Source organism: Streptomyces rapamycinicus NRRL 5491 (assembly GCF_024298965.1).
Taxonomy (GTDB): Bacteria; Actinomycetota; Actinomycetes; order Streptomycetales; family Streptomycetaceae; genus Streptomyces; species Streptomyces rapamycinicus.
Map to the genome: position 1 here is coordinate 10,920,250 of NZ_CP085193.1, position 24,061 is coordinate 10,944,310.

The following is a 24,061-nucleotide window of genomic DNA, read 5'->3' on the forward strand; positions in this document are numbered from 1 at the left end:
CGACGCACCGGCCGGCCAGCCAGTCAGCCCGCCCGCCCGCCCGTCCGAGCCGCGCCCGCCAGACTTCCGAACCTTCCGAGGGGGACCCCTTCCATGCACGCCGATCTCTCCCGACTCACCTTCCGGCCCGACCGGCGCTACTCCGCCGTCGTCGCCCAGCAGGGCCGCGTACAGCTCGACGCCGACGCCAACGAGCAGACCGCGATTCAGCTCCACCAGGCCCGTACGCTCGCCGCCGACCTGATCGGGCAGCACGGCGGCCCGTCCGCGGACGCCGGATTCCACATCCGGTTCAAGGGCGGCAGCCGCGATCTGGACGACCTGATCATCGAGGGCGGCCGCTACTACGTGGACGGCATCCTGTGCGACGCGACCCGGCCGCTGCCCGGTGCGGCGGTCGAGGACGAGGCGGCGGACGGGGCCTCCGGCGCGGAGGGCGAGGCCGACGCGCCCGAGCCGGACGAGCCGCCCGCCACCTGGACCTACTGGGATCAGCCCGACGCCTACCGGGACCCGGAGCGGCCGGGCGACCGGCTGCCGGAGCAGCGCCCGTTCCTGGTCGCCCTGAAGGTGTGGGAGCGGTCGGTGGCCGCCGCCGAGGACCCGGCGCTGCGCGAGGTGGCCCTCGGCTCGGCGATGCCGGACACGGCGGCGCGGGTCAAGGTGGTCTGGCAGGTGCTGCCGGTGGAGAGCGCGGCCCTGGAGCTGGAGAACCCGGGAGGGGCGAGCAAGGAGCAGGTCGGCAAGGCGTTCGAGGCGTGGGCGCGGAAGGCCACGGCGCCCGGGTCCCGGCTGGCGGCGCGCGCCGAGCGGCCGGAACACGCGGACCAGGACCCCTGCCTGGTCCGCCCGTACGCCCGCTACCGGGGGCCGGAGAACCAGCTGTACCGGGTGGAGATCCACGAGGGCGGCACGGCGAAGGAGGCCACCTTCAAATGGTCCAGGGAGAACGGCTCGGTGGTCCTCCCGGTCGACGAACTCGACGGTACCTGGGTCGAGTTGGCGTCGCTGGGCAGCGACGACAAGCTGGATCTCAACGTCGGGGACCTGGTGGAGTTCGTGGACACCGCCTACACCAGCCGGGGCGAACCGCTGCCGCTGCTGCGGGTGGAGGAGGCCGACCTGCCGGGGCGGCGGGTGCGGCTGTCCGGTGAGCCCGAGCCGGGTGTCGGCCGCCGCCCCGAGCTGCGGCCGTTCCTGCGCCGCTGGGACCACCGGGAGACCACCCGGCGCCCTCGCAAGGGCGCGGCGGCGCGGCTGAGGCGCGGTGCGCTCAAGGTGGAGGAGGGCCGCTGGCTGCCCCTGGAGGACGGAGTCGAGGTGTACTTCGCCCCCGACGGCGCCTACCGTTCCGGGGACCACTGGCTGATCCCGGCCCGCACCGCCACGGGCAGCGTGGAGTGGCCGCTGAACACGGCCCGCAAACCGCTCCTCCAGGCCCCGGCCGGTATCCAGGCGCACTACGCGCCGCTGGCGTGGGTGACCGCCGAGCAGGCGGAGCTCGATCTGCGGATGGTGTTCGGGCCGCTGTCCGTGCCCGCCCCGGCCGCGGACGCGTCGGCGCTCGCGGCGGAGGCCGAAGCGGCGGCCGGGACCAGGGCCAGGGAGGACGCCGAACCGGAAGCCTAGGCCCGGTCCGGAGCCGATTGAGTTCCGTGCCCGTGGCATCCGTACATCACCATGCCTCATCCCTAAGGAGCACATCACCATGGCCACGCCGCTCACCGCCGACCGTCTGCTCAAGGCGCTTCGCGACGAGGGACTGGAAGTCCATGAGTACCGCGACTGGCGGACTCACAACCGCAACAGCAAGGGCCCCTGGGGGCCGGTCAACGGTGTGATGATCCATCACACCGTCACCAAGGGCACGGACTCCTCCGTGGAGCTGTGTTACGAGGGGCACTCCTCGCTGCCGGGGCCGCTGTGCCACGGCGTCATCGACAAGTCCGGCGCGGTCCACCTGGTCGGCAACGGCCGCGCCAACCACGCGGGCCTGGGCGACAGCGACGTGCTCAGAGCCGTCGTCAACGAATCGGCGCTGCCCGCCGACAACGAGGCCGACACCGACGGCAACCGCCACTTCTACGGCTTCGAGTGCGTCAACCTCGGCGACGGCGAGGACCCCTGGCCGGAGGCGCAGAAGCTGGCGATCGAGAAGGTGTCCGCGGCCATCTGCCGGGCGCACGGCTGGACCCAGCGCTCGGTGATCGGCCATCTGGAGTGGCAGCCGGGCAAGGTCGACCCGCGTGGCTTCACCATGGACAGCATGCGCAGCCGCGTCGCCAAGCGGCTCGGCGCCAAACCGGACGGCCCGGCCCCCAAACCACCGGCGACCTACGAGCCGTTCCCGGGCGCCGACTTCTTCCGGAACGGCCGCGAGAGCAAGATCATCACAGCGATGGGCAAGCGGCTGGTGGCCGAGGGCTGCGGACGCTACGAGGAGGGCCCGAGCCCGGAGTGGACCGAGGCGGACCGCAAGTCCTACGCGGCCTGGCAGCGCAAGCTGGGCTACTCCGGCGATGACGCGGACGGCGTCCCCGGCAAGACCAGCTGGGACAAGCTGCGCGTGCCGAACGTCTAGCGTCACACCGGTTTCCCTCAGGCCGCTACGGCGGCTTCCCCGCGCCGGGGGCGGAGCGAGGAGCGGTCAGCCGTCCTCGCTCCCGTCCCCGGGGCAGCCCGCGTCCAGCAGCGGGTCGATACCCGCCCGCAGGAAGCGCAGCAGGGTGTCGTCCGGCGTGGCGGCCAGCGCCGGTGTGCGGATGGCCAGGCGCAGCAGGGTGATGCCCATCAGCCACGCCGCCATCAACTCGGCCCGCAGTTCGGCGTCCTCGCCCTCCAGACGCCGCGCGAACCCCTCCGAGAACACCTCGGTGATCTCCTCGCGGAACCGCCCGACGGTCTCCTCCCGGCTGGAGGAGCGCAGCTTGGTCAGCAGCGGATGCGGGGCCTCCTCCTCGGTGGGCCCCCTGGAGACCACGTCGCAGATCCACGCCGACACCTCGTCCAGCGGCAGATGGCGCAGTGGCTCGAACATGCCGGTGCTGGTCGACACCGCGTCGAACAGCGCCTCCTTTGAGCCGAAATAGCGGTAGACCAGGGCGGCGTCCACCCCCGCGTCCTTGGCGATGTCGCGCACGCTGCAGCCGTCGTAGCCGTATCTGGCGAACCGCAGCGCGGCGGCGCCCAGCAGGGCGCTGCGCGTGCCCGCCGCGTCGTATCTGCGGGCGCGGCGCGGGTGGTCGTCGCACCCTCCTGTGTCGCTTGCCCGGTTCACCTGTCGTACCTCCGCCTGGACCGTGCCGTACATGCTGCCGGTTCAGCCTCGCATGTCCAGAAGTCACCCACTGTTGTCATCACTTGTTGACCAAGCTGTGGGTCGGCGCGTTATGTTTTGTCAACGCGTGGTGACTTTGGTCGCCGCAACGCACGGTCCAGGCCGGACGACGGTGTCCAACCTGCTCGTATCCCGACCGGGCGGCCCCGCGCCGCCCTCGCCACGCACCCGCATCTGACCCCCAGCAGAAGTGGTGATCCCCTGTGCAGATACGACGCGTCGCGGTGGTGGGCACCGGCTATGTCGGGCTGACCACCGGCGCCTGTCTGGCCACCCTCGGCCATCGAGTGGTGTGCGCGGACACCGACCACCGGAAGGTCGAACGGCTCCGGCGCGGACAGGTCGACATCCTCGAGCCCCGGCTGCCCGAACTCGTCCGGGAGGGACTGGACTCCGGGCGGCTCGCGTTCGTCCGCGACACCCGGGCCGCGGTCGCCGACGCCGACGTGGTGTTCCTGTGCCTGCCCACCCCGATGGGCGTCGGTGGCGCCGCCGACCTGGCCGCCGTCGAGGCCGTGGCGGACCAGATCCGCGACGCGCTGCCGCGCGGCAGCGTGGTGGTCAACAAGTCCACCGTGCCCGTGGGCACCGCCGAGCGCGTCGCCGCGCTGCTGGACCGCCCCGACGTGGCCGTGGTGTCCAACCCCGAGTTCCTCCGCGAGGGTTACGCGGTGCGCGACTTCCTCCACCCCGACCGCATCGTGGTCGGCGCCGCGGACCGGGACGCGGCGCGACGGGTGGCGGACCTGTACGCCGGACTGGACGCCCCGCTGGTGCTCACCGACGCCGCGGGCGCCGAACTCGTCAAGTACGCGGCCAACTTCTTCCTGGCCATGAAGCTCTCCTTCGCCAACAACCTCGCCACGCTGTGCGAGCACTTCGGCGCCGATGTGGACGATGTGCTCACGGGTATCGGCCACGACCCCCGCATCGGCTCGGCCTTCGTCAAACCGGGCCCCGGCTGGGGCGGCTCCTGCCTGCCCAAGGACACCCACGCCCTGCTGACGGTCTGCCAGGAGTCGGGCGTGGACTTCCCGCTGCTGGGCGCCACCATCGAGACCAACGTCGAACACCAGCGGCGGCTCGTCGAGCGCGTGGTGGCCGGATGCACCCGGGGCGACGGCTCGCTGCGCGGCGTACGGCTGGGCGTGCTCGGCCTGGCGTTCAAGGCGGGCACCTCCGATCTGCGCGACTCACCGGCCCTGGCCATCGCCCGGCTGCTCAAGGAGCGGGGGGCCGAACTCCACGCCTACGACCCCGCGCTCAGCGAGACCCGCCCCGACCTCAGCGATCTGCTCACCCTCGCGGACACCCCCGAGGAGGCCCTCCGGGGAGCGCGTGCCTGTCTCGTCCTGACCGAGTGGCCGGAGTTCCGCGCCCTGGACTGGGAGCGCGTCGCCGGACTGCTCGGGTCCCCGGTGGTCTACGACTTCCGCAACCTCCTGGACCCGGACCGGCTGCGCCGCGCCGGACTCACCTGCGAGGGCATCGGCCGCACGCCCGCGATGGCGCGCTGACCGCCCCGCCCGCCCCTTCCTCGCCGTATCCCTCCCGTACGAGACCCTTCCCACAGAAAGGCCCCTGCGTTGCGGGTACTGTTCACTACGCTCGGCAGCCCCTCCCACGGCCGCGCCCAGCTTCCCCTGGCCCGGGCCCTCGCGGCGGCCGGTCATGAGGTGCTGGTGGCCACCACCCCGGTCCTCGCCCCCGTCTTCGCATCGGACGATGTGCGGGTGACCACGTGCCTCGACGACCTCTCCCCGGCGACCTTCCTCGGCCCCGCGATGGCCGAGGAGGCCGGCCCGGCCGGTCCGCCGGACATGGCCCGGATGGACGATGCGGAGCGGCAGGCCTTCCTGCTGCGCGTCGTCGCCAAGGTCCTGTCCGGCCCGATGGCCACAACGCTCCTGGACGCCCTGCTCCCCGTGGCCCGCGACTTCCGGCCCGACCTCATCCTGCGCGACGGCATGGACCTCGGCTCCTGCCTCATCGCCGAAACCCTCGGCATACCGCAGCTGCCCACCCCTTCCGGGAGCAGCAACACCTTCAACCCGGACAAGGTGCTGCCGCACCTCAACGCCCTGCGGCAGCAGCACGGGCTGTCCATCTCCGAAGACCCGCTGTCGGTGGTCCCGCACGGGCGGATCGACTACGTACCACCGGCCTTCTCCTTCGCCCAGCACCTGCCGACGTCCTGGGCCTACCGGCAGACGGTGGACGTGGACCGCGGTGCCGTGCTGCCGCGCTGGGTCGCCGAACTGCCCACCGACCGCCCGCTGGTGTTCGCCGCCATCGGCACTGCGATCCCCATGCTCCGCGACAAGGCGCGCGAGGCGGACGACTCCGCGCCGGCCATGCCGACGCCGGACCCGGTGCAGACGCTGCAGACCATGATCCAAGCGGTGTCGCGGCTGGAGGAGTGCACCGCCATCCTCGCCACCGGGGGCATCCCCGTGGACACCGACGGGGTGCCGCCCCATGTGCACATCACCGAGCGGCTGCCCCAGCCACTGCTGCTGGAATCCGTGGACATCTTCCTCACCCACGGCGGCTTCAACAGCATCCGCGAATCGCTGCGCACGGCGACACCGATGGCGGTGCTGCCCCAGTTCGGCGACCAGCCCGGCAACGCACGGCGGGTCGAGGAACTCCGGCTCGGCAGGCACATCACCGACACCACGGCGGACGGTATCCTCGCCGGCTGCCGTGAGGTGCTGGCCGACGAAGGCTGCCGCGCCGTGGCCCGCCGGGCGCGGCTGGAGATGCTGGCGCTCCCGGAGATCGACAGCGCCGTCCTCGACCTGGAGAAGCTCGCCGGATAACACCCCGCGCGGAGCCCGGGCCCCGCGCCCGGGCTCCGCGCCCCCGCTACGTCCCCCACGCGCGGCAGAGAAGGTTCGCAGGTACGTATGTCCTCCTCATCCACCACCACCGAGCCCACCGAGCCCCGGACCCCCGCCCGGCTGACCCACCGCCAGGTCGTCACCGTGCTGTCCGGGCTGATGCTCGGCATGTTCCTTGCCGCGCTGGACCAGACCGTGGTCTCCTCGGCGCTGCGCACCATCGCCGACGATCTGCACGGACTCACCGCCCAGGCCTGGGTGACCACCGCCTATCTCGTCACCGGCACCATCGTCACCCCGCTGTACGGAAAGCTCTCCGACATCTACGGCCGCCGCCCCGTCTATCTGTCCGCGATCGTGCTGTTCACCTTCGGGTCGCTGCTGTGCGGATTCGCCACGTCCATCCACCAGCTCGCGGCCTTCCGGGCGGTCCAGGGCCTCGGCGGTGGCGGGCTGATGTCCCTCGCCATGACGATCATCGCCGACATCACCTCGCCACGGGAGCGCGGCCGCTACCAGGGCTACATCACGGCGGTGTTCGCCGGGTCCAGTGTCATCGGCCCCCTGGTGGGCGGGGTGTTCGCCGGGCGCGCCACTCTGCTGGGAATCGACGGATGGCGCTGGATCTTCCTGGTCAACGTGCCGCTGGCGGCCCTCGCCATCGTGGTGATCCTGCGCGTGCTGCACGTACCCCACCAGCCCGTACGGCACCGGCTGGACTACGGCGGGGCGCTCACGCTGGCGGTCGGCATCGTGCCCCTGCTCGTCGTGGCCGAACAGGGGCGGAGCTGGGGCTGGGCCTCGCCCCTTGCGCTGGTGATGTACGCGGTGGGCGTGGTCGGGCTGATCGCCTTCGTACTGCTGGAGCGGCGGATGGCGGATGCCGCGCTGCTGCCGGTCAGGCTGTTCCGCATCCGCGCGTTCCGGCTGGGCACCGTGCTGCACTTCACCGTGGGCATCACCATGTTCGGCGCCATGACGACCCTTCCGCTCTATCTCCAGCTGGCCAAGGGCATGAGCCCGATGGGGGCGGGCCTGGCCACGCTGCCCACCATGGCGGCGAATGTCACGGTGACCCTGGTGGTGGGCCGGCTGATGTCACGGACGGGCCGGTTCAAGGTCCAGCTGGCGGCGGGGGTCGGCTCCCTCACTGTCGCCATGCTGGTGTTCGCCACGCTGAGGGACGACAGCCCGCTGTGGTACGTGGCCATCGGCATGGTGTTCATGGGCGCGGGCCTCGGCGCGGCGATGCAGACGATCACCACGCTCGCCCAGTCCGAGGTGCCCGGGCGGGACATGGGGGCGGCCACCGCGTCGGTGAACTTCTTCCGGTCCAACGGCGGCACGGTGGGCGCCGCCGCCTTCCTGTCCATCCTCTTCTCCCTGGCCGGTACGCGGATCAGCGACCGCCTGGCGGTGGCCTCCCAGGACGCGTCGTTCCGCAGGCTGGCCGGGGAACCGGCGAACGCGGAGGCGCTGAAGGGCGTCGTACGGCCCGACGGCGGGGTGAACCTGGAGGACTCCGCCTTCCTCCACCACCTCGATCCGGCCGTGGCGCAGCCGTTCCTGGAGGGCTATGTGAGCGCCCTGCGCGTGGTCTTCCTCACCGGGGCCGCGGTGGGCCTGATCGCCTTCGTGATCGCCGCCTGGCGGGTGCCGAACACCCAGCTCTCCGCCGACTGACGCGGTCGGCGGGAGCGGGCGGCCACACCGAGGCGACGGCGAGGCGACGGCGAGCGGACCACCGCACGGACCGGGTGGGGCCGGGAGCTACCAGGGCGCCGGAGTGCCGTCCCAGGAGAAGAATCCGCCGGTGGGCCCGGTGTCCGGGAGGAGGGCGAGCCGGACCGCGCCCGCCGCGCCCTCGGCCGGATCCCCGTCGCTCCCGGCGGCGCGGGCGTTCAGATCGGTCCTGCGCAGTCCGGGGGCCAGTGCGTTGACCTTGAAGCCTTCGGAGGCCAGGGCCTGCGCCGTGTAGAGGGTGAGAGCGTTCAGGGCCGTCTTGGAGGAGCGATAGGCCGCGCCCGACCCGGCGGACACGGCGAACGGGTGCTCCGGGTCCGCGCTCCAGGTCAGCGAGCCGGTGCCGCTGGAGACATTGACGATCCGGGGCGCGTCCGAGCGGCGCAGGGCCGGGAGGAATGCGTTGGTGACGGCGAGGACGCCGAAGACGTTGGTCTCATAGGTCCGGCGGAAGTCCTCGAGACCGGCCTCGGGGGCCGTGGAGCCGCCCGCCATGATCCCCGCGTTGTTGACCAGGATGTCCAGCCGTTCCAGCTGGGCCGCGGCCGTGGCGACGCTGTCCGCGTCGGTCACGTCGAGCACCATCAGCCGGGCGTCGCCGCCGATCTCCTCGACGGCCCGCCGCCCCCGCTCGGCGTCGCGCGAGCCCACGTACACGGTGAGTCCCTCGGCACCGAGCTGGCGTGCGATTTCCTTGCCGATGCCCTTGTTGGCACCGGTGACCAGTGCTGTGCGATCGTTCATGGCACCAAGGGTTCCCCGGCCACGTCCACCCTGCCAGGGACAACCTGTCCCAGGCAGTACCCGTCAGCCCAAGGAGGCAGCATGGCGAGGCATGAGCTGGCCCGCTTCCTGCGGGACCGCCGCGAGGGGCTGCGTCCCCAGGACATCGGCCTGCCCGCCGACCCCCACCGCCGTACGCCCGGGCTGCGGCGGGAGGAGGTGGCGGAGCTGGCCCATATGTCGGTCGACTACTACACCCGCCTCGAGCAGGCCCGTGGCCCCCGGCCCTCGCCGCGCATCCTGGACGGGCTGGCGGGGGCGCTGCGGCTCGCGCCCGCCGAGCGCAGCCATCTGTTCCGGCTCGCGGGGACGAGCGCGCCCCCGGGCGCGCGGGCGGTCCGGCGGGTCCGCCCGCATGTGGCCCAGATGCTCCGGCGGCTGCCCGACACCGCGGCGATCGTCACCGACGCCGCCTACGACGTGATCGCCTGGAACCCGCTGGCCCAGGCCCTGCTCGGCGACGACCTCGGCCGGGACGGAAACCTCGCCCGCCGCCGCTTCCTCGGCCGGGGCCACGCGTACGAGAGCTCCAGCGCCGAGGAGTTCGGGCACATCGTGGTCGCGCGGCTGCGCCGGGCCGCCGACCGCTACCCCCGGGACGCGGCGCTCACCGAGCTGCTGGGCGAACTGCGCACCGGCAGCGAGGAGTTCCGGCAGATCTGGGAGGAACGGCCGGTCCACGCCCCCGGACACCGGACCAAGACCGTCGACCACCCCACGGCCGGAACGCTCCGGCTCAACTGCGACGTCCTGCTCGTCCCCGAGGACGACCAGGAGGTGGTCCTGATCACGGCCGACCCCGGGTCCCCCTCCGCCCGTACGATCCGCGGGCTCGCGGTCGCGGTGGCGGACAGGACGAGCGCGATGGATGCGTCAGTTCCGTGAATTGCCGAACAACAGGCGGTACACGACCAGGAGGACGAAGGCGCCACCGATCGCCGCGCCCCAGGTGGCGGGGTCGAAGAACTCCTTCTGGACCGGGCGGTCGAAGAACTTCGCGGAGATCCAGCCGCCCACGAACGCCCCCGCGACGCCGATGGCCGTGGTGCCGACCAGCCCGCCCGGGTCGCGCCCGGGAAGGAGGATCTTGGCGATGACTCCGGCCAGCAGGCCGAGGATGATCCAGCTCACGATACCCACGTTGTTCGTCCCCTTCGTCGTGCTGTCGTGCTGTTGTGCTCTCGTGCCGGGGTGAGTGAGCCCGGTCGATGACGTGTTCAGTCGGTTGTGCGGGTGTACGGGCGTCAACGAAGACGCTGCCCGCTCGGCGGTGGTTGCGAGCGGCTTGATCTTCCTGATGCCCGGGGAGCGGTGCGCCATGCCTGGACCGGATGTGAGGGCCGTGAGGGGATTCGGTCAGCCATAGGACAGGTTGGAGCAGGGGTCGTCGTCGGCGGAGCGGGCGTCGTCGGCCACGTGGGAGGACGGCGTGGACGGCGCGGAGGGCGCGGCGGGCGTGGAGGCGTCGGGGGAGGGCGCGGTGAGGTACGTGCGTCCCAGGGTGAGGCTGATGCCCGGGGTGGTGGCGGGGCGCAGTCCGGCGCCGGGGAAGAGCCGGGCCACGGTCTGCGCCCGGTCCCGCTCACCGGGGCCGTAGCCGACCGCGGTGGTGGCGTGGTCCTGAGTGTCGGCGTTCGTGGCACCGGTCACGGTGAAGCCATGCGTCCTGAGCGTGTCCGCGGCGCGTGCGGCGAGGCCCGGGGCGGTGGTGCCGTTGTAGACGGTCACGCTGATGCCCGCGCCCGACACGGTGGACGTGGCACTCGGCGTGGCGGGGTCCCGGGGTTCGTCCTTCTTCCCGCCGGCCGACTTCCCGTCGATGGTGCGGTCGGCCCTGATGTCCGCCCAGAGCCCGTCGGCGTCGGGGTGGACGATGGCGACCCGTTCGCCCTGGTAGCGCCAGGGGATGGTGACGAACTTGGTGTTGTGCAGATCGATGTCCTTCATCGACATGGCGAAGGACATCAGCTTCTTCGCGGAGCCGAGCCCCGGGTCCACGGTCATGGACTTGGTGGCCGCGTCCGCCAGCGGATACAGCGTGGTCGGGTCGATTCCCCGGCTCTTCACCTTCTTGAGCAGGGCGGAGATGAACGCCTGCTGCCGCCGTATGCGCCCGATGTCGGAGCCGTCGCCGATCCCGTGGCGGATGCGCACGTAGTCCAGCGCCTTCTGCCCGGAGACCGTCTGGACCCCCTTGCTGAAGATGCGCTTGCCGCGGGTGGACCGGCTGGGGCTCAGATCGCGTTCGTAGACGTCCTGGGGCACGCACACCTGGACGCCGCCGACCGCGGAGGTCATCCGGGAGAAGCCCTCGAAGTCGATGACGACGGTGTGGTCCATGCGCAGCCCGGTCAGCTTCTCGACGGTGTTCTGGGTGCAGGCCGGATTGCCCTGGGCGGTCTCGCCCACGGAGAACGCCGAGTTGAACATGGCGTTCCGCTGCGTCCTGGTCCATGAGCCGTCCGGCAACCGGCACGGCGGGATGTCGACCAGGGTGTCGCGGGGTATCGACACCCCGACCGCGTGCTTGCCATCGGCGTAGACGTGCAGCAGCAAGGCGGTGTCCGAGCGACCCACGTCTCCGGTGCCGCCGCCCAGCTTGCTGTTGTCGCCCGACCGGGTGTCCGAGCCGATGACCAGCACGTTCTGACCGGCGGCGTTTCCCTCCGGCCGGTTGTCGGAGAGGCCGTCCGACCCGAAGGTGGTGATGTTCCCGTTCAGCTTGAAGTAGAGCCAGCCCACTCCGCCGCCCAGCAGCACGAGGAACGACACCACGATCACCAGGGCGATCCGCAGCGGGCGGCGCCCCTTGCGCTGCCGCCTCGCGTCCGTCCGTTCCGCGGTGCCGCTCCCCGTAGTCTCCCCGTCTCTGCCTGTCATGCGCGTCCTTCGTCCGGCGGCTGTTCGGAAGAGAAGACGATCGATGCTGGCCTGAGGTTCTATCGATACGCAAGGGCATGTTTTACAGCGTGTGGTACGACACGTCCCCGCGGTGCCGGAGGGGCGGGGCGGTCAGCGGGCCAGGGAGACGGCGAACGGCCGGAATCCATGGCGGCGCAGCACATGGGGAACCAGCAGTACGAGGGCTTCGGTGGCACGGGCGGTGGTGATGTCGCCGAGGTCCTCGGTCCACTCGGGCTTCCAGCCGAGGTCGGCGAGGAGGCCCGCGGTGATGGCCTTGGCGTCCGCGTCGTCGCCCGAGAGATAGACGGTGGGCGGCGTGGACAGCTCGGCGGGGGCGGTCATGACCGGGAAGAGCATGGTGTTGAGGGTCTTGACCACCCGGGTCGCGGGCAGGGCCCGCTGGAGCCGCTCGGCCAGGCTGCTGCCGGGGTAGCACAGGTCCGAGGGGAGCCCGTCGGGCGTGTGGCGGGCAGCGTTGGAGACATCGATGAGGATCTTGCCCGCCAGCTCGGTGCTGAGGGCGGAGAGGCGTTCCAGGGCGGTGTCGCCCGGGGTGGCGTTGATGACGATGTCGGTGGTGGCGGCGGTGGTGCGCTGGTCGGCGTGGCGCAGCTCCGGAACGGCGCCGGTCCCGTCGGCCGGGGTCTCCTGGGGCGGCTGCCGGTGGCCGAGGGTGATCTGGTGGCCGGCGGTGGCGAGTGTGCGGGCGAGGCCGCTGCCGACGCGTCCGGTGCCGAGGATGCCGATGCTGGTCATACGAGTGAACTCCTTGCCGGGGGCGGGTGGTCAGGCGATGGGCGACAGGACGGAGACGGCCTCGGCGTGGATGCCGGGGGCGGTGGCCAGGAAGTCACCGGCGGCCAGGTCCCAGGGATTGCCCCGGGTGTCGGTGACGGTGCCACCGGCCTCGGCGACCAGCAGCGCGCCGGCCACCAGACCCGAGCGCACATCGGAGAACTGCCAGAACGCGTCCATGCGCCCGGCGGCCACATGGATCAGCTGGAGGGTGGCGGGCACGGAGACCCGGACGACGAGGCCGTGGATCAGCATCCGGGTGACCGACGTGCCGATCCGGTGGAAGGTGTGCTCGTCCTCGCCCGGCCGGGCCTGGCCCGTGCCGACCAGGGCCGCGCCCAGGTCCGTCTTGGCCGACACCCGCAGGGGAGCTCCGTTCAGCCGGGCGCCGTGACCGGCCACCGCGGTGTACCAGTCGCCGGTCAGCGGAAGGTGGACGACGGTGAGCACCGGGTGGTTGTCGCGGACGAGGGTGGCGGTCACGGCCCAGTCGGACATGCCGTGCACATGGTTGATGTTGCCCTCGGCCGGGTCGACGATCCACCACTCGCCCGGCGGCAGCGCACCGCCCTCCAGCTCGTCCTCGGCCCAGCGCGCACCGGGCCTGGCGGCCATCAGCGGCTCCTTCAGGACGTCCAGCACCGCGTCGTCGTTGGCGTGGATCTCCGCGACGATCTCGTCCAGCGCCACCCCGCGGACGTGTCGGGTGTGGCGCTCCCGCAGCAGGTCCCCCGCGGTGCGGACGGCCTCGGTGACCCGGGTGAGCAAGGTGGCGTCGAGGCCGGTTTCGGAGGTGGTGGTGCCGGTGGACGTGGACATGAGTGCTCCCGCGAATGGTGAGAGAGAAGGGGAGGCTTGGCGCGCGCTTCGCCGTCTGTGTCTCGACCGTAGGCACCCCTCACCGATGACGGCAATTGCACATATGGCACGGCTGGGTTTACCCGCGTGCAATCGAGGACGGCGGGCCGACAAGCGAAACCGCCCGGGCCGAAGCGTTCGCTTCGGCCCGGGCGGTTCGCCGGGTGGCGGCGTGGTCAGCCGACGGCGGGGACGGGTTCGCGGGGCGATCCCGCCGGTTCCTCGGGAACGAGGTCGTCGGCGGCCGTGTCATCGGGGTTGAAGGGCAGGTCGCCCCGGAGCACCGCCCGGGTCCGCGCCTCGTCCAGCTGCCCCTCCCAGCGGGCCACGGCCAACGTGGCGACACCATTGCCCACCAGGCTGGTCAGGGCCCGCGCCTCGGACATGAACCGGTCGATGCCGAAGATCAGCGCGAGGGCCGCCACCGGGACATGGGGGACGGCGCTGAGCGTGGCGGCCAGGGCGACGAAGCCCGAACCGGTCACCCCCGCCGCGCCCTTGGAGGTGAGCAGCATGACGGCGAGCATGGTCAGCTGCTGGGTGAGGCTGAGGTCGACCCCCACGGCCTGGGCGAGGAACACCGAACCCATGGTGAGGTAGATGGCGGTTCCGTCGAGGTTGAAGGAGTACCCGGCGGGCAGCGTGATGCCCACGACCGGCTTCGAGGCGCCCGCGTGCTCCAGCTTGGCCATCATGCGCGGCAGCACCGGTTCGGTGGACGAGGTGCCGAGCACGATCAGCAGCTCCTCCTTGATGTAGCGGAGGAACGGCAGCAGGCGCAGTCCGCCCATGCGCATCACCCCGCCGAGGACCACCAGCACGAAGAAGAGCGCGGTCAGCCAGAACGAGCCGACCAGCAGCGCCAGATGGCGCAGGGTGCCCAGACCGTAGTTGCCGATGGTGAACGCCATCGAGCCGAAGGCGCCGATCGGGGCCAGCCGCATGATCCAGCGGATGAGCCGGAACAGCACCGTGGAGAGCTTCTCGACGCCCGCGGCGATGCTCGCCCCGGCCTCGCCACTGGCCTGCAGACCGAAGCCGAACAGGACCGCCACCAACAGCACCGGCAGGATCTCCTCGCCGGTCAGCGCGGAGACGAGGGTGTCCGGAATGGTGCTCAGGATGAAGTCCGCGAAGCTCTCATGGGCCTGGGTCGCCTCGGCCGGGAGGCTGTCGGTGCTGAGGGTGGAGACATCGACGTGCAGTCCGCTGCCGGGCCGTACGACGTTGACCACGACCAGCCCGATGACCAGGGCGATGGTGGTCAGGATCTCGAAGTAGACCAGGGCCTTGAGGCTCACCCGGCCGACCGCTCTGCGGTCGCTCATGGCGGCGATGCCGTGGACGACCGTACAGAAGATGATCGGCGCGATCATCATCCTCACCAGCGCGACGAAACCGTCTCCCAGCGGTTTCAGCTCCGCCCCGAAGGAGGGCCACAGCGAACCGACGACGACCCCGGCGAGGACCGCGAGCAGGCACTGGACATAGAGGCGGGACAGCAGCAGGCGGATGCGGCCGGGCCGGTCGGGGGCGGCGACGGTGCCCGGCGCTGCGGCGTTGCGGCTCATACGGGGCGTCCTTCCGGGACGGGAACGAGAAGTTCGGCTCGGGCGATGCGCCGGGCGGCGCGGTGCAGCAGCACCGTGGGGGACGCGCCGTCCGGTGTGGGGACGGCTCGGGCGGTGATGACGCCCGCGGGGGTGCCCAGCCGCAGCGTGCCGTCGGCGGTCTGCCGCGTGACGCGGTGGGCGAGGGTGCCGGGGGTCGCGGCGGCCGTCGCCAGGGCGACGGCGGAGGTGAGGCCGATCGCCGGATGCGGGGCGTGCATGGAGACCATGCGTACGGCCACGTCGTACTGGTCCTGAGTGACCGGGTGACCGTGGGTGGTGCGATATGTTACGGGGCCGCCGACGACGCCGACCTTCGGCACCGCGTGGCTGACCGGGGCGTCCTCGCGGACCAGCCCCATCGCGAGCGCCGCCTTGCGGCGCAGCACGGTGAGCGCGGGCACCACGGTGGCGAACGCGGCCAGGGATTCGGAACCGTCGAGGCCGAACGCCTTGGCGTCGAAGAGCGCGGCAGGCGCGCCCGCGTCCACGAGCGAGGCTTCGACGGGGCCGTCCGGCCCGGTCAGGGTGTCCAGGGGGCGGCCGGTGGGCAGGGCACGGCCGGTGGTCGAACCCGCCGGGTCCTGGAACCCCAGCAGGACCGGCACCCCGAGCGCGTCGGTGCCGGGCACCACGGCGGTGCCCTCGTCGGGCGCGGTCAGGCCGGGGGTGGGGATGGTGCCGGTGAGGCGGGCCCCGGTGTTCACATTGAGCATGCGGACGGTGGTGGTGTCCGAGGTGATCGGCACCAGACCGCGGTGGACGGCGTACAGCGCGACCGCGGTGGCGCAGTTGCCGCAGTTGCTGGTCCACTCCACCCGCTCGTCGCCGATGCCCACCTGCGCGAAGGCGTAGGAGACATCGACGCCCGCCACTTCCGACAGCTGGACGATCGCGGCCTTGGAGGTGGTGGACGAGGCGCCGCCGACGCCGTCGATCTGCCGGGGGTCGGCCGCGTTGAAGGCGGCGAGCAGCAGGGTGTCGGCATCCACTCCGGTGGCCACCACATCGTGGTGGTCGAAGATCCAGCACTTGCTGGTACCCCCGCGGATCATCTCGCCCTGCAGACGCAACACAACGGACTCCCCATGGCCGTGGAATCGACACCCCGCCGACGGCTCCTCCGTGGGCGGTGGCATCTACGGTGTGTTACCGCAGCGTGAAGTACAATCTCGGAAATCTGCATGGGTATTAAGCAGAACTGAAGGCTTGAGGTGATGTCGTGCTGGACGTCCGGCGCATTCTGCTCTTCGCCGAGGTGGCCCGGCGCGGCTCCGTGACGGCCACCGCCCGCGCCCTGAACTACACACCATCAGCGGTGTCGCAGCAGGTCAGCCGACTGGAGACGGAGGCCGGCCAGCCGCTGCTGGACCGCCACGCACGGGGTGTCACCCTCACCGACGCCGGGCGCGCCCTCGCCGACCGGGGGGAGCGGATCGCCCGTGAGCTGAAGGCCGCGGAGAGTGAGCTCGCCGACTTCGCGGGGCTCCGCGCGGGCACTCTGCGCATCGGCACCTTCCCCACCGTCGGCGCCTCGCTGCTGCCGCCCGCCGTCATCGCCTTCCGCGACACCCACCCGGACGTACGGCTGACCGTGCGCAGCGCCCGTATCGCGGGCCTGTGGTCGATGCTGGAGAGCCGGGAGATCGAGATGTCGCTGATGTGGGACTACGACTGGTGCCGCATCGACCGCGAGGACGTGGACATCACCCCGCTCCTCGACGATCCGCCCGCCCTCCTGGTCGGTGACCGCCACCCGCTGGCCACCCGTACCGACGCCACCCTCGCCGATCTCGCCGACGATTCGTGGATCACCCGTGCCGACCGCCATCCGGTGGCCGAGGCCCTGGTGCGCAGCTGCCGGGCGGTCGGCTTCGAACCGCAGATCGCCTATGAGGCACACGACTACCAGGAGGCGCAAGGCCTGGTGGCCGCCGGTCTGGGCGTGGCGCTGGCCCCGACCCTGGCCCTGGAGGGCATCCGCCCCGGCGTCAGCGTGCTGCCGCTGCGGCCGCCCGCGCCGGTGCGCCGGATCCTGCTCGTGCGCATGGCCGACCACGCCCTCACCCCCGCCGCCGGGGCGTTCCTCGGCTCGCTGCGGGAGAGCGCCGCGGCCCGGCGGACCGACGCGCTGGACGCGGGCGGACGGGCGGTGGTGCCGGATCCGCGCTCCGGCTCATGACGGGCTCTCACAGCGAGGAGATCACCCGCCTGCGGTCCTCCACGGCCCGGCGGGCGAGCCGGGAGGCGGGGGCGAGGCGGTCGTACTCATGGATGGCCCCGCTGTGCAGATGCAGTTCGGTGGGGATGTCGGCGTCGGCGAGCCGCTGGGCGTAGGTGACGGCCTCCGCACGGAAGATGTCGAGCTCTCCGACCTCGACATAGGCCGGTGCCAGGCCCTCGACGGTGGCGACGCGCGCGGGCGCCACCTGTGGCGGGACGTCGTCGGTGCCGAACGCCGCGCCCAGCAGGGCATGCCAGCCGGTCCAGTTGTCGTCCCAGGTCCAGGCCACATAGGGGGTCAGCCGGGGATCCGGGGTGAGAGTGCGGTCGTCCAGCATGGGATACAGCAGGGCCTGGCGGGCGAGCGGGACGCCCCGGTCACGGGCGAGGATCGCCACGCCCGCGGCGAGCCCGCCCCCGGCGCTGTCACCCATGACGGCGATGCGGCGGGGATCGACCCTCAGCTCGGGCGCCTGCTCGCCCAGCCAGATCAGCGCGGCGAACACATCCTCCACGGGGCCGGTGCCGGTGGCCGCGTCGGGGGCCAGACGGTAGTCCACGGACAGGAACGGCACCCCGGTGGCCTGGACGTACCCGGCGACCACGGAGTCATGGAGATCGACACTCCCGGCGATCATCCCGCCGCCATGGGCGTAGACGACCGCGGAGCCCGGCGCGGACTCGGCCTTCTCGTACCAGCGGACGAGGATCTCCGCCCCGTCCGCGGACCGCACCTTGTGCGAGGACGCCTTCACCAGCGGATAGCCGGACGGGTACGCCGGGAGCAGTGAGGCCATCCACCGCAGCGAGGCCGTGCCCCTGGCGCGCAGCGTCCGCCAGTCGTCGCGCTCGGGCGGGGGAGTGGGGTCGCTCTGTTCCGCGAGGGCCTGGAGAACCGCGGCGAGCTCAGGGTCGAGGGTGAAGGCCATGGTCGACTCCGTTCGAGGACGGCGGGGCCGCTGCCCCAACTGTCCTCATAGACTGCCGAGTTGCGCTCGAGGCCCGGTACAGAGGCTGGCGGCGGCCTGACGGCTGCTACGGGGTGTTTCCGGCGGATCTTGCCCCTCCCCGCCCCTCCCCGCGGCATCGGTATGCGGCTCCGATATGTGGCTCCCGCCGTGTGCGGCGCTCCGCCTCCGGACTCCGGGGTCCAGGGGCGGCGAAGCCCTTGGTATCGGGAAGGGGCGGGGAGGGGAGCAGCACACCGCAGGCGTCCGCCTCATCCGGGCCGCAGCGAGTCCCTCAGCTTCCTGGCCGCCTCGGTCTCGGCGATGTACTTGCCGGGCCCGGCCGCGCCGAGTTCCTCGTACAGCGCCACTGCCTGCTCGGCCGCGGCCAAGGCCTCCGCACGGCGCCCGTCCGCCGCACCCGAGGTCATTCTTCGGCCGCGCCGGGCTCCTATGATTTGTGTACCCGCTATATCACCCGATCGGGGTGCATCGTTCGCGGGTGCGGAGCCGAGGTTCAAGGGGGCCGGGGCTCAAGGGGGCCGGGGCTCAAGGGGCCTGGCCCCATGCACCGGTGCCCCGGCCGGAACGAGTCCGGCCGGGGCACCGCGCTGTCGCCTCACGGGGCTTGTGGATCAGTCCCGCTGAGCGTCCTTGGGAAGCTGGCGCCACTTCACCTCGGTGGTGGTGTCGTACGTCCAGTCGAGCATCTTCTTCGCGTCCGGGTAGCGGTCCGCGTCGTTGAGGATGACTCCCACGACCGTCTTGTCGCCGCGCTTGGCGGCGAACACCAGGCAGGGACCGGCGGGGGTGGTGGTCCCGGTCTTGACGCCGATCGCGCCCTGGTACGAACCCAGCAACGTGTTGGTGTTGTCCCAGGAGTAGTACCGGGTGTGGCCGTTGGCCGCCGGTGCCTCCTGCTTGGTGGACACCGACTTGACAACCGTGTCGAACGTCGCGTTCTCCATGGCGCGCCGGGTCAGCTGCGCCAGGTCATGGGGCGTCGAGTAGTTGTCGGCGTCGGCCGAGACACCGTCGAAGGAGTCGTACTTGGTGTTGGTCAGCCCCAAGTCCTGCGCCTTCGCGTTCATCTTGGAGATGAACGACTCGGTCCGCTCGGCGGTGGTGTCGCCGGTGCCGAACGTGTCGGCCAGCGCCATCGCCGCGTCGCAGCCCGACGGCAGCATCAATCCGTACAGCAGCTGGTTGACGGTGAGCTTGTCACCGGTCTGCAGGTCCGCCGTGCTGGCACCGGACTTGGTCACATAGTCGCGGTACTCCTGCTTGACGGTGACCTGCTTGTTGAGGTCCAGGCCTCGGGACTCGAGCACCACGAGGGCAGTCATGATCTTCGTGGTACTCGCCATCGGACGCTTGGTGTCGGCGTCCTTGGCCATCAGCTCCTTGTTGGAACCGGTGTCGAGCAGGTAGGCGCCCTTGGCGCTGACCTCCGGTGGCGGTTCGGCCGAAGCCTGGGCCATCGCCACCGGGACCGCGATCGCTACGGCCACCGTGGACGCGACCGCCGCGACTCTCCAGCGGCGGGTCACGGTTCCACGACGTTTATGCATTCGCCCTCCGTTTCGCTTGTTGAGGTGTGTTTCGGGCGACCGCATCGTCTCACCAGGCGAAAATCGGCCATGCTCCGGGGTGGCGGACACGCGGTGTCTTTGGGGAAACAACTAGTTTCCGGACCACCGCAGTTGACCCGGTGGCGGATTCGGGACCAGTCACGCGCGGCCCCGAGCGAGCGCCCGCTGAACCGCGATCTGCCACACTCATGGTGTGAACCGGACACTCGATCACGATGCGCTGCGCGGACGTGTCGCCGTGGTGGCCGGGGCGACCCGTGGCGCCGGGCGCGGTATCGCGGCCGCGCTGGGCGAGGCCGGGGCGACCGTCATCTGCACCGGACGCAGCAGTGTGTCGGGCCGGGGCGGGTCGGACTACGACCGGCCCGAGACGATCGAGGAGACGGCCGAGCTCGTCACACGGCTCGGTGGTACCGGTATCGCCGTACGGACCGACCACCTCGACCCCGGGCAGGTCGGGCGGCTGGCCGAGCGCATCCGCCACGATCACGGCGGCATCGATGTGCTCGTCAACGACATCTGGGGCGCCGAGCGGCTCAAGGGCGGGCCCGCCGACTGGAACACCCCGATCTGGGAGCACGGCCTCGAGGACGGACTGCGCATCCTCCGGCTCGGGCTGGACACCCACCTGATCACCTCGCACCACCTGCTGCCACTGCTGATCGGCGAGCCGGGCGGGCTGCTCGTGGAGATGACCGACGGCACCGCCGCGTACAACGCCGACCGGTACCGCATCTCGGTCTTCTACGACCTGGTGAAGACCGCGGTGAACCGGCTGGCCTTCTCCCAGGGCCATGAGCTGGCGCCGCACGGGGCGACGGCGGTCGCCGTCACACCGGGCTGGCTGCGCTCGGAGATGATGCTGGAGGCGTACGGGGTCGGCGAGGGCAACTGGCGTGACGCGTTGCTCCCGGACCGTGGCGAGGGCCGCCCGACCGCCCCCGAAGCCTTCGCGTCCTCCGAGTCGCCGCGCTACGTCGGCCGTGCCGTCGCGGCCCTGGCGGCGGACTCCGGCCGGGCGAGGTGGAACCAGCGGTCGGTGAGCTCCGCCGAGCTCGCCCGGGAGTACGGGTTCACCGACACCGACGGCTCGCAGCCCGACAGCTGGTCCGCGACCTGAAACGGTCGAGTACGGGGCGCGCCCGGCCGCTCAGCGGGGGTGGGCGATCGCGCAGCGTACGCAGGTGGTCGCCGAGGGGCGCGCCTCCAGGCGCTCCGCCGGGATCGGCTCGCCGCACACCTCGCACCGCCCGTAGTCGCCGCGGCCCAGCCGTTCCAGCGCCTCGTCCAGGGTGGTCAGCTGATCGCGGGCCTGGGCCAGCAAGGCGGCGACGTGGGCTCGCTCGAAGGCGGTGCTCGACCCCTCCGGGTCGTGCTCGTCGTCGACCGCCACCAGGGCGTTCGACGCGACGATCGCGTCGAATTCACGGTTCAGGGCGGCGATCCGCTTGCTGGTTTCGGCGTGCTCGGCCGCCAGCCGTTCGTGGATGGCTTCGCGCTCGGCCGGAGGGAAAGCGGCACCACCGGATGAATCGCTCATGCCCGGCACAACCCCGGCGGGCCCGGTCCGCATTCCGGTTGCCGCCCTTCCCCGGAGGTCTTGACGTCTCCCGGGCCCGATGCAATGGATGGGAGCGCTCCCAAATCGACCGTGCGTCCACCGTACGGACGCCATCACGCGCTCACTCCTTGGAGTCACGATGAGACGGAAGAGATCCTTAGCCGCCTTACTGGCCTTATTGGTCAGCCTCTTCGGGATCGCGGGTCTCGGCCGGACCGCCCACGCCGACCCGGCCCGCCAGCGGGCCCCCGTGGCCGCGGGCCTGCACATCGGCGACGGCCGCCTGCTGGAGGGCAACGGCAACGACTTCGTCATGCGCGGTGTCAACCACGCCCACACCTGGTATCCGGGCGAGACGCGGTCGCTGGCCGACATCAAGGCCCTGGGTGCCAACACCGTCCGGGTCGTCCTGTCCAACGGGCACCGCTGGACCAGGAACAGCCCCGAGGACGTGGCCGCCATCATCGCCCAGTGCAAGGCCAACCGGCTCATCTGCGTGCTGGAGGTGCACGACACCACCGGCTACGGCGAGGACGCCGCGGCCGCCACGCTCGATCAGGCGGCCGACTACTGGATCGGGCTCAAGAGCGTGCTCACCGGCCAGGAGGACTACGTCATCATCAACATCGGCAACGAACCGTGGGGCAACACCGACCCGGCCGGCTGGACCGCCCCCACCGTCGCCGCCGTCCAGAAGCTGCGCAACGCCGGGTTCCAGCACACCATCATGGTGGACGCCCCCAACTGGGGGCAGGACCTGCAGAACGTGATGCGCACCAACGCGCGGACCGTCTACGACGCCGACTCCACCGGCAACCTGATCTTCTCGATCCACATGTACAGCGTCTATGACACGGCGCAGGAGATCACCGACTATCTGAACGCCTTCGTGAGCGCCGGGCTGCCCATCCTCATCGGTGAGTTCGGCGGCCCCGCCGACCAGTGGGGCGATCCGGACGAGAACACCATGATGGCCACCGCCCAGCGGCTGAAGCTGGGCTATCTGGCCTGGTCCTGGAGCGGCAACACCGATCCCATCCTGGACCTGGCCACCGACTTCGACCCGGCCAGGCTCACCGACTGGGGCAAGCGCGTCTTCAGCGGCCCCGACGGCATCGCCGAGACCTCCCGAGAGGCCACCGTCTACGGCGGCGGCTCCGGCACCGGCTGCTCGGTCGACTACCGGGTGGCCGGCGAATGGGGCGGTGGCTTCCAGGGCGAGATCACCATCCGTAACACCGGCACCGCCGCCCGCACCGGCTGGACCCTGGGATTCAGCTTCGCCAACGGCCAGACCGTCACCAACATGTGGGGCGGCACGCCGCGGCAGAGTGGTGCCGCGGTGACCGTCACCCCCGCCTCGTACACCGCCACCATCCCCGCCCGCGGCTCGGTCACCCTCGGCTTCACGGCGGGCAAGGGCGCCACCAACGCCGCGCCGACCGCCTTCACCCTCGACGGCGGCGCCTGCGCCACTGGCCAGCGCCGGGAGCAGCACCGGGAATTCGGGGGCGATCGTGAAATGTTAAACTAACTAGCGCACCCCGTGCCCGGCGCCGGCCGGTTCCCCCCGTGCTGGCCGGCGCCGTTCCCGCCGGTGCGAGGGCTCAGTGCAGGGACTCCACCGCGTCCCGGCTGAACGGGGTGAGCTCGCTCACCCGGCCGTTCAGGACCTTGTCGGCCCACTCGGGGTCGGCGAGCAGTGCGCGGCCCACCGCGACGAGGTCGAATTCGTCCCGCTCCAGAGGTTCCAGGAGCCGGTCGATGGAGTCCACGGCCGCGCTGTCGCCGGAGAGGGAGCCGGGGTGGAAGACGCTGTCCAGGCCGACCGAGCCGACGGTGATGACCGGCTTGCCGGTGACCTTCTTCGCCCATCCGGCGATGTTCAGATCCGATCCCGTGTCGGGGAACTCCGGCTGCCAGTAGCGCCGCCCGGAGGCGTGGAACGCGTCGACCCCGGCCTCCGCCAGCGGCGTGAGCACGGTTTCCAGCTCCTTGGGGTTCTCGGCGAGCCGGGCACCGTAGTTGTCGGACTTCCACTGGGAGAACCGGAGGACGACGGGGAAGTCGGGCGCGACCCGCTCGCGGATGGCGGCCACGAGGTCGGCGGCGAACGTGGTCCGGGAGGCCGGATCGCCGCCGTAGGTGTCGGTCCGCCGGTTGGTGCGCTCCCAGAGGAACTGGTCGATGAGATAGCCGTGCGCGCCGTGCAGTTCCACGCCGTCGAAGCCGATCTCCTCGGCCGCCCGCGCGGCCTTCGCGAAGGCGCCGATGACGTCGTCGATGTCGGCGAGGGTCATCGTCTCGCCCGCTCCGGGCGTGCCGTCCAGCTCGATCCCGGACGGGCCCATGGACGGGGCGTCGGGGAACGGCGGCGCTCCCGCGGTGCGCCGTATGCCCACGTGCCAGAGCTGGGGCATGATCGCGCCACCGTGGGTGTGCACGGCGTCAACGACCTTCTGCCATCCGGCCAGCTGCTCCTCGCCGTGGAAGCGGGGGACGCCGTCGAGGTAGCCGGCGGACCGGTGGTCGACGGTGGTGCCCTCGGTGATGATCAGGCCGGTCCCCGCCGCCGCCCGTCGCGCGTAGTACGCGGCGACATCCTCACCGGGGGTGCCGTCGGGGGAGTGCCCACGGGTCATGGGCGCCATGGCGATACGGTTCGGCAGCTTGGCCGAACCCAGTGTGAACGGGCGGGACAGTGCCGTGGCCAGGCGGGTGTTCACGGTGTCGCTCTCCAGACGTGTCGTGCCGGGGAGGCTTCCCCCGGAGCCTCCGAAACTGTGAGTCTAAAAGATACAGTTTTCACGGGGTAAACTGCAACTATATCGATTGCTTTTTTGGCGAGGGCGGAACGGCACCGTC

General features: G+C 71.5%; 21 protein-coding genes. 9 read left to right on the top strand and 12 right to left on the bottom strand.

Features of this window, described 5'->3' with window-relative positions:
* Nucleotides 1-93: 93 nt before the first annotated feature.
* The gene (locus LIV37_RS45470; RefSeq protein WP_020873821.1) at nucleotides 94-1,629 is read left to right on the top strand and encodes a DUF6519 domain-containing protein; all 1,536 of its coding nucleotides are present in this window, start codon (nucleotides 94-96) and stop codon (nucleotides 1,627-1,629) included.
* Between the two features lie 79 nt (nucleotides 1,630-1,708).
* On the top strand, nucleotides 1,709-2,581 hold the full coding sequence (locus tag LIV37_RS45475) for a peptidoglycan-binding protein (RefSeq protein WP_020873822.1): 873 nt from the start codon (nucleotides 1,709-1,711) through the stop codon (nucleotides 2,579-2,581).
* A gap of 66 nt (nucleotides 2,582-2,647) precedes the next feature.
* Here LIV37_RS45475 and LIV37_RS45480 read toward each other — a convergent pair whose 3' ends face one another.
* Entirely contained in the window at nucleotides 2,648-3,277 is a 630-nt protein-coding gene (locus LIV37_RS45480; protein WP_243146540.1) for a TetR/AcrR family transcriptional regulator, read from the bottom strand.
* Nucleotides 3,278-3,540: 263 nt separating this feature from the next.
* Between LIV37_RS45480 and LIV37_RS45485 the strand changes: the two genes are divergently transcribed.
* The 3 genes from LIV37_RS45485 to LIV37_RS45495 all read left to right on the top strand — a co-directional run bounded on the left by LIV37_RS45485 (nucleotide 3,541) and on the right by LIV37_RS45495 (nucleotide 7,863).
* Nucleotides 3,541-4,854 carry a UDP-glucose dehydrogenase family protein gene (locus tag LIV37_RS45485; RefSeq protein WP_020873824.1) on the top strand — a complete coding sequence of 438 codons (1,314 nt, stop codon included), beginning with the start codon at nucleotides 3,541-3,543 and terminating at the stop codon, nucleotides 4,852-4,854.
* Nucleotides 4,855-4,923: 69 nt separating this feature from the next.
* Complete coding sequence (locus LIV37_RS45490) at nucleotides 4,924-6,159, top strand: glycosyltransferase (protein ID WP_020873825.1); 1,236 nt, start codon at nucleotides 4,924-4,926, stop codon at nucleotides 6,157-6,159.
* A gap of 87 nt (nucleotides 6,160-6,246) precedes the next feature.
* Nucleotides 6,247-7,863, top strand: coding sequence for an MDR family MFS transporter (locus LIV37_RS45495; RefSeq protein ID WP_020873826.1), 1,617 nt, complete (start codon nucleotides 6,247-6,249; stop codon nucleotides 7,861-7,863).
* Nucleotides 7,864-7,950: 87 nt separating this feature from the next.
* Here the strand turns inward: LIV37_RS45495 and LIV37_RS45500 are convergent, their stop codons facing one another.
* Nucleotides 7,951-8,667 carry an SDR family oxidoreductase gene (locus tag LIV37_RS45500; protein WP_020873827.1) on the bottom strand — a complete coding sequence of 239 codons (717 nt, stop codon included), beginning with the start codon at nucleotides 8,665-8,667 and terminating at the stop codon, nucleotides 7,951-7,953.
* Between the two features lie 81 nt (nucleotides 8,668-8,748).
* On the opposite strand from LIV37_RS45500, the gene LIV37_RS45505 reads away from it, so the two are divergent.
* A complete protein-coding gene (locus LIV37_RS45505; protein WP_020873828.1) occupies nucleotides 8,749-9,591 on the top strand; it encodes a helix-turn-helix transcriptional regulator in 843 nt (280 codons plus the stop codon).
* On the opposite strand, the gene LIV37_RS45510 is transcribed toward LIV37_RS45505, so the two are convergent.
* The 6 genes from LIV37_RS45510 to LIV37_RS45535 all read right to left on the bottom strand — a co-directional run bounded on the left by LIV37_RS45510 (nucleotide 9,580) and on the right by LIV37_RS45535 (nucleotide 15,949).
* Nucleotides 9,580-9,846, bottom strand: coding sequence for a GlsB/YeaQ/YmgE family stress response membrane protein (locus tag LIV37_RS45510; protein ID WP_020873829.1), 267 nt, complete (start codon nucleotides 9,844-9,846; stop codon nucleotides 9,580-9,582). The two genes, LIV37_RS45505 and LIV37_RS45510, sit on opposite strands and share 12 nt — an antisense overlap.
* A 216-nt stretch (nucleotides 9,847-10,062) precedes the next feature.
* Nucleotides 10,063-11,586 carry an LCP family protein gene (locus LIV37_RS45515; RefSeq protein ID WP_020873830.1) on the bottom strand — a complete coding sequence of 508 codons (1,524 nt, stop codon included), beginning with the start codon at nucleotides 11,584-11,586 and terminating at the stop codon, nucleotides 10,063-10,065.
* Nucleotides 11,587-11,718: 132 nt separating this feature from the next.
* The gene (locus LIV37_RS45520; protein WP_020873831.1) at nucleotides 11,719-12,366 is read right to left on the bottom strand and encodes an NADPH-dependent F420 reductase; all 648 of its coding nucleotides are present in this window, start codon (nucleotides 12,364-12,366) and stop codon (nucleotides 11,719-11,721) included.
* A 30-nt stretch (nucleotides 12,367-12,396) separates the two neighbouring features.
* Nucleotides 12,397-13,224 carry an inositol monophosphatase family protein gene (locus tag LIV37_RS45525; RefSeq protein ID WP_020873832.1) on the bottom strand — a complete coding sequence of 276 codons (828 nt, stop codon included), beginning with the start codon at nucleotides 13,222-13,224 and terminating at the stop codon, nucleotides 12,397-12,399.
* Between the two features lie 215 nt (nucleotides 13,225-13,439).
* Nucleotides 13,440-14,834, bottom strand: coding sequence for a C4-dicarboxylate transporter DctA (dctA, locus tag LIV37_RS45530; RefSeq protein ID WP_020873833.1), 1,395 nt, complete (start codon nucleotides 14,832-14,834; stop codon nucleotides 13,440-13,442).
* Nucleotides 14,831-15,949, bottom strand: coding sequence for a PrpF domain-containing protein (locus LIV37_RS45535; RefSeq protein WP_020873834.1), 1,119 nt, complete (start codon nucleotides 15,947-15,949; stop codon nucleotides 14,831-14,833). Before LIV37_RS45535 ends, dctA begins: the two co-directional genes overlap by 4 nt.
* A gap of 146 nt (nucleotides 15,950-16,095) precedes the next feature.
* Between LIV37_RS45535 and LIV37_RS45540 the strand changes: the two genes are divergently transcribed.
* Nucleotides 16,096-17,055, top strand: coding sequence for a LysR family transcriptional regulator (locus tag LIV37_RS45540; RefSeq protein ID WP_020873835.1), 960 nt, complete (start codon nucleotides 16,096-16,098; stop codon nucleotides 17,053-17,055).
* A 7-nt stretch (nucleotides 17,056-17,062) separates the two neighbouring features.
* On the opposite strand, the gene LIV37_RS45545 is transcribed toward LIV37_RS45540, so the two are convergent.
* The gene (locus LIV37_RS45545; RefSeq protein WP_020873836.1) at nucleotides 17,063-18,025 is read right to left on the bottom strand and encodes an alpha/beta hydrolase fold domain-containing protein; all 963 of its coding nucleotides are present in this window, start codon (nucleotides 18,023-18,025) and stop codon (nucleotides 17,063-17,065) included.
* A gap of 653 nt (nucleotides 18,026-18,678) precedes the next feature.
* Nucleotides 18,679-19,614, bottom strand: coding sequence for a D-alanyl-D-alanine carboxypeptidase family protein (locus LIV37_RS45550; RefSeq protein ID WP_121826601.1), 936 nt, complete (start codon nucleotides 19,612-19,614; stop codon nucleotides 18,679-18,681).
* Between the two features lie 214 nt (nucleotides 19,615-19,828).
* Here LIV37_RS45550 and LIV37_RS45555 point away from each other — a divergent pair, with 214 nt between their 5' ends.
* Nucleotides 19,829-20,755 (top strand): SDR family oxidoreductase, encoded by a 927-nt coding sequence (locus tag LIV37_RS45555; protein ID WP_020873839.1) that lies wholly within the window; start codon nucleotides 19,829-19,831, stop codon nucleotides 20,753-20,755.
* Between the two features lie 30 nt (nucleotides 20,756-20,785).
* Here the strand turns inward: LIV37_RS45555 and LIV37_RS45560 are convergent, their stop codons facing one another.
* Nucleotides 20,786-21,175 carry a TraR/DksA family transcriptional regulator gene (locus LIV37_RS45560; protein WP_020873840.1) on the bottom strand — a complete coding sequence of 130 codons (390 nt, stop codon included), beginning with the start codon at nucleotides 21,173-21,175 and terminating at the stop codon, nucleotides 20,786-20,788.
* 160 nt (nucleotides 21,176-21,335) lie between these two features.
* On the opposite strand from LIV37_RS45560, the gene LIV37_RS45565 reads away from it, so the two are divergent.
* On the top strand, nucleotides 21,336-22,730 hold the full coding sequence (locus LIV37_RS45565) for a cellulase family glycosylhydrolase (RefSeq protein ID WP_121826600.1): 1,395 nt from the start codon (nucleotides 21,336-21,338) through the stop codon (nucleotides 22,728-22,730).
* A gap of 73 nt (nucleotides 22,731-22,803) precedes the next feature.
* Here the strand turns inward: LIV37_RS45565 and LIV37_RS45570 are convergent, their stop codons facing one another.
* The gene (locus tag LIV37_RS45570) at nucleotides 22,804-23,922 is read right to left on the bottom strand and encodes an NADH:flavin oxidoreductase (RefSeq protein WP_020873842.1); all 1,119 of its coding nucleotides are present in this window, start codon (nucleotides 23,920-23,922) and stop codon (nucleotides 22,804-22,806) included.
* Between the last annotated feature and the right edge of the window lie 139 nt (nucleotides 23,923-24,061).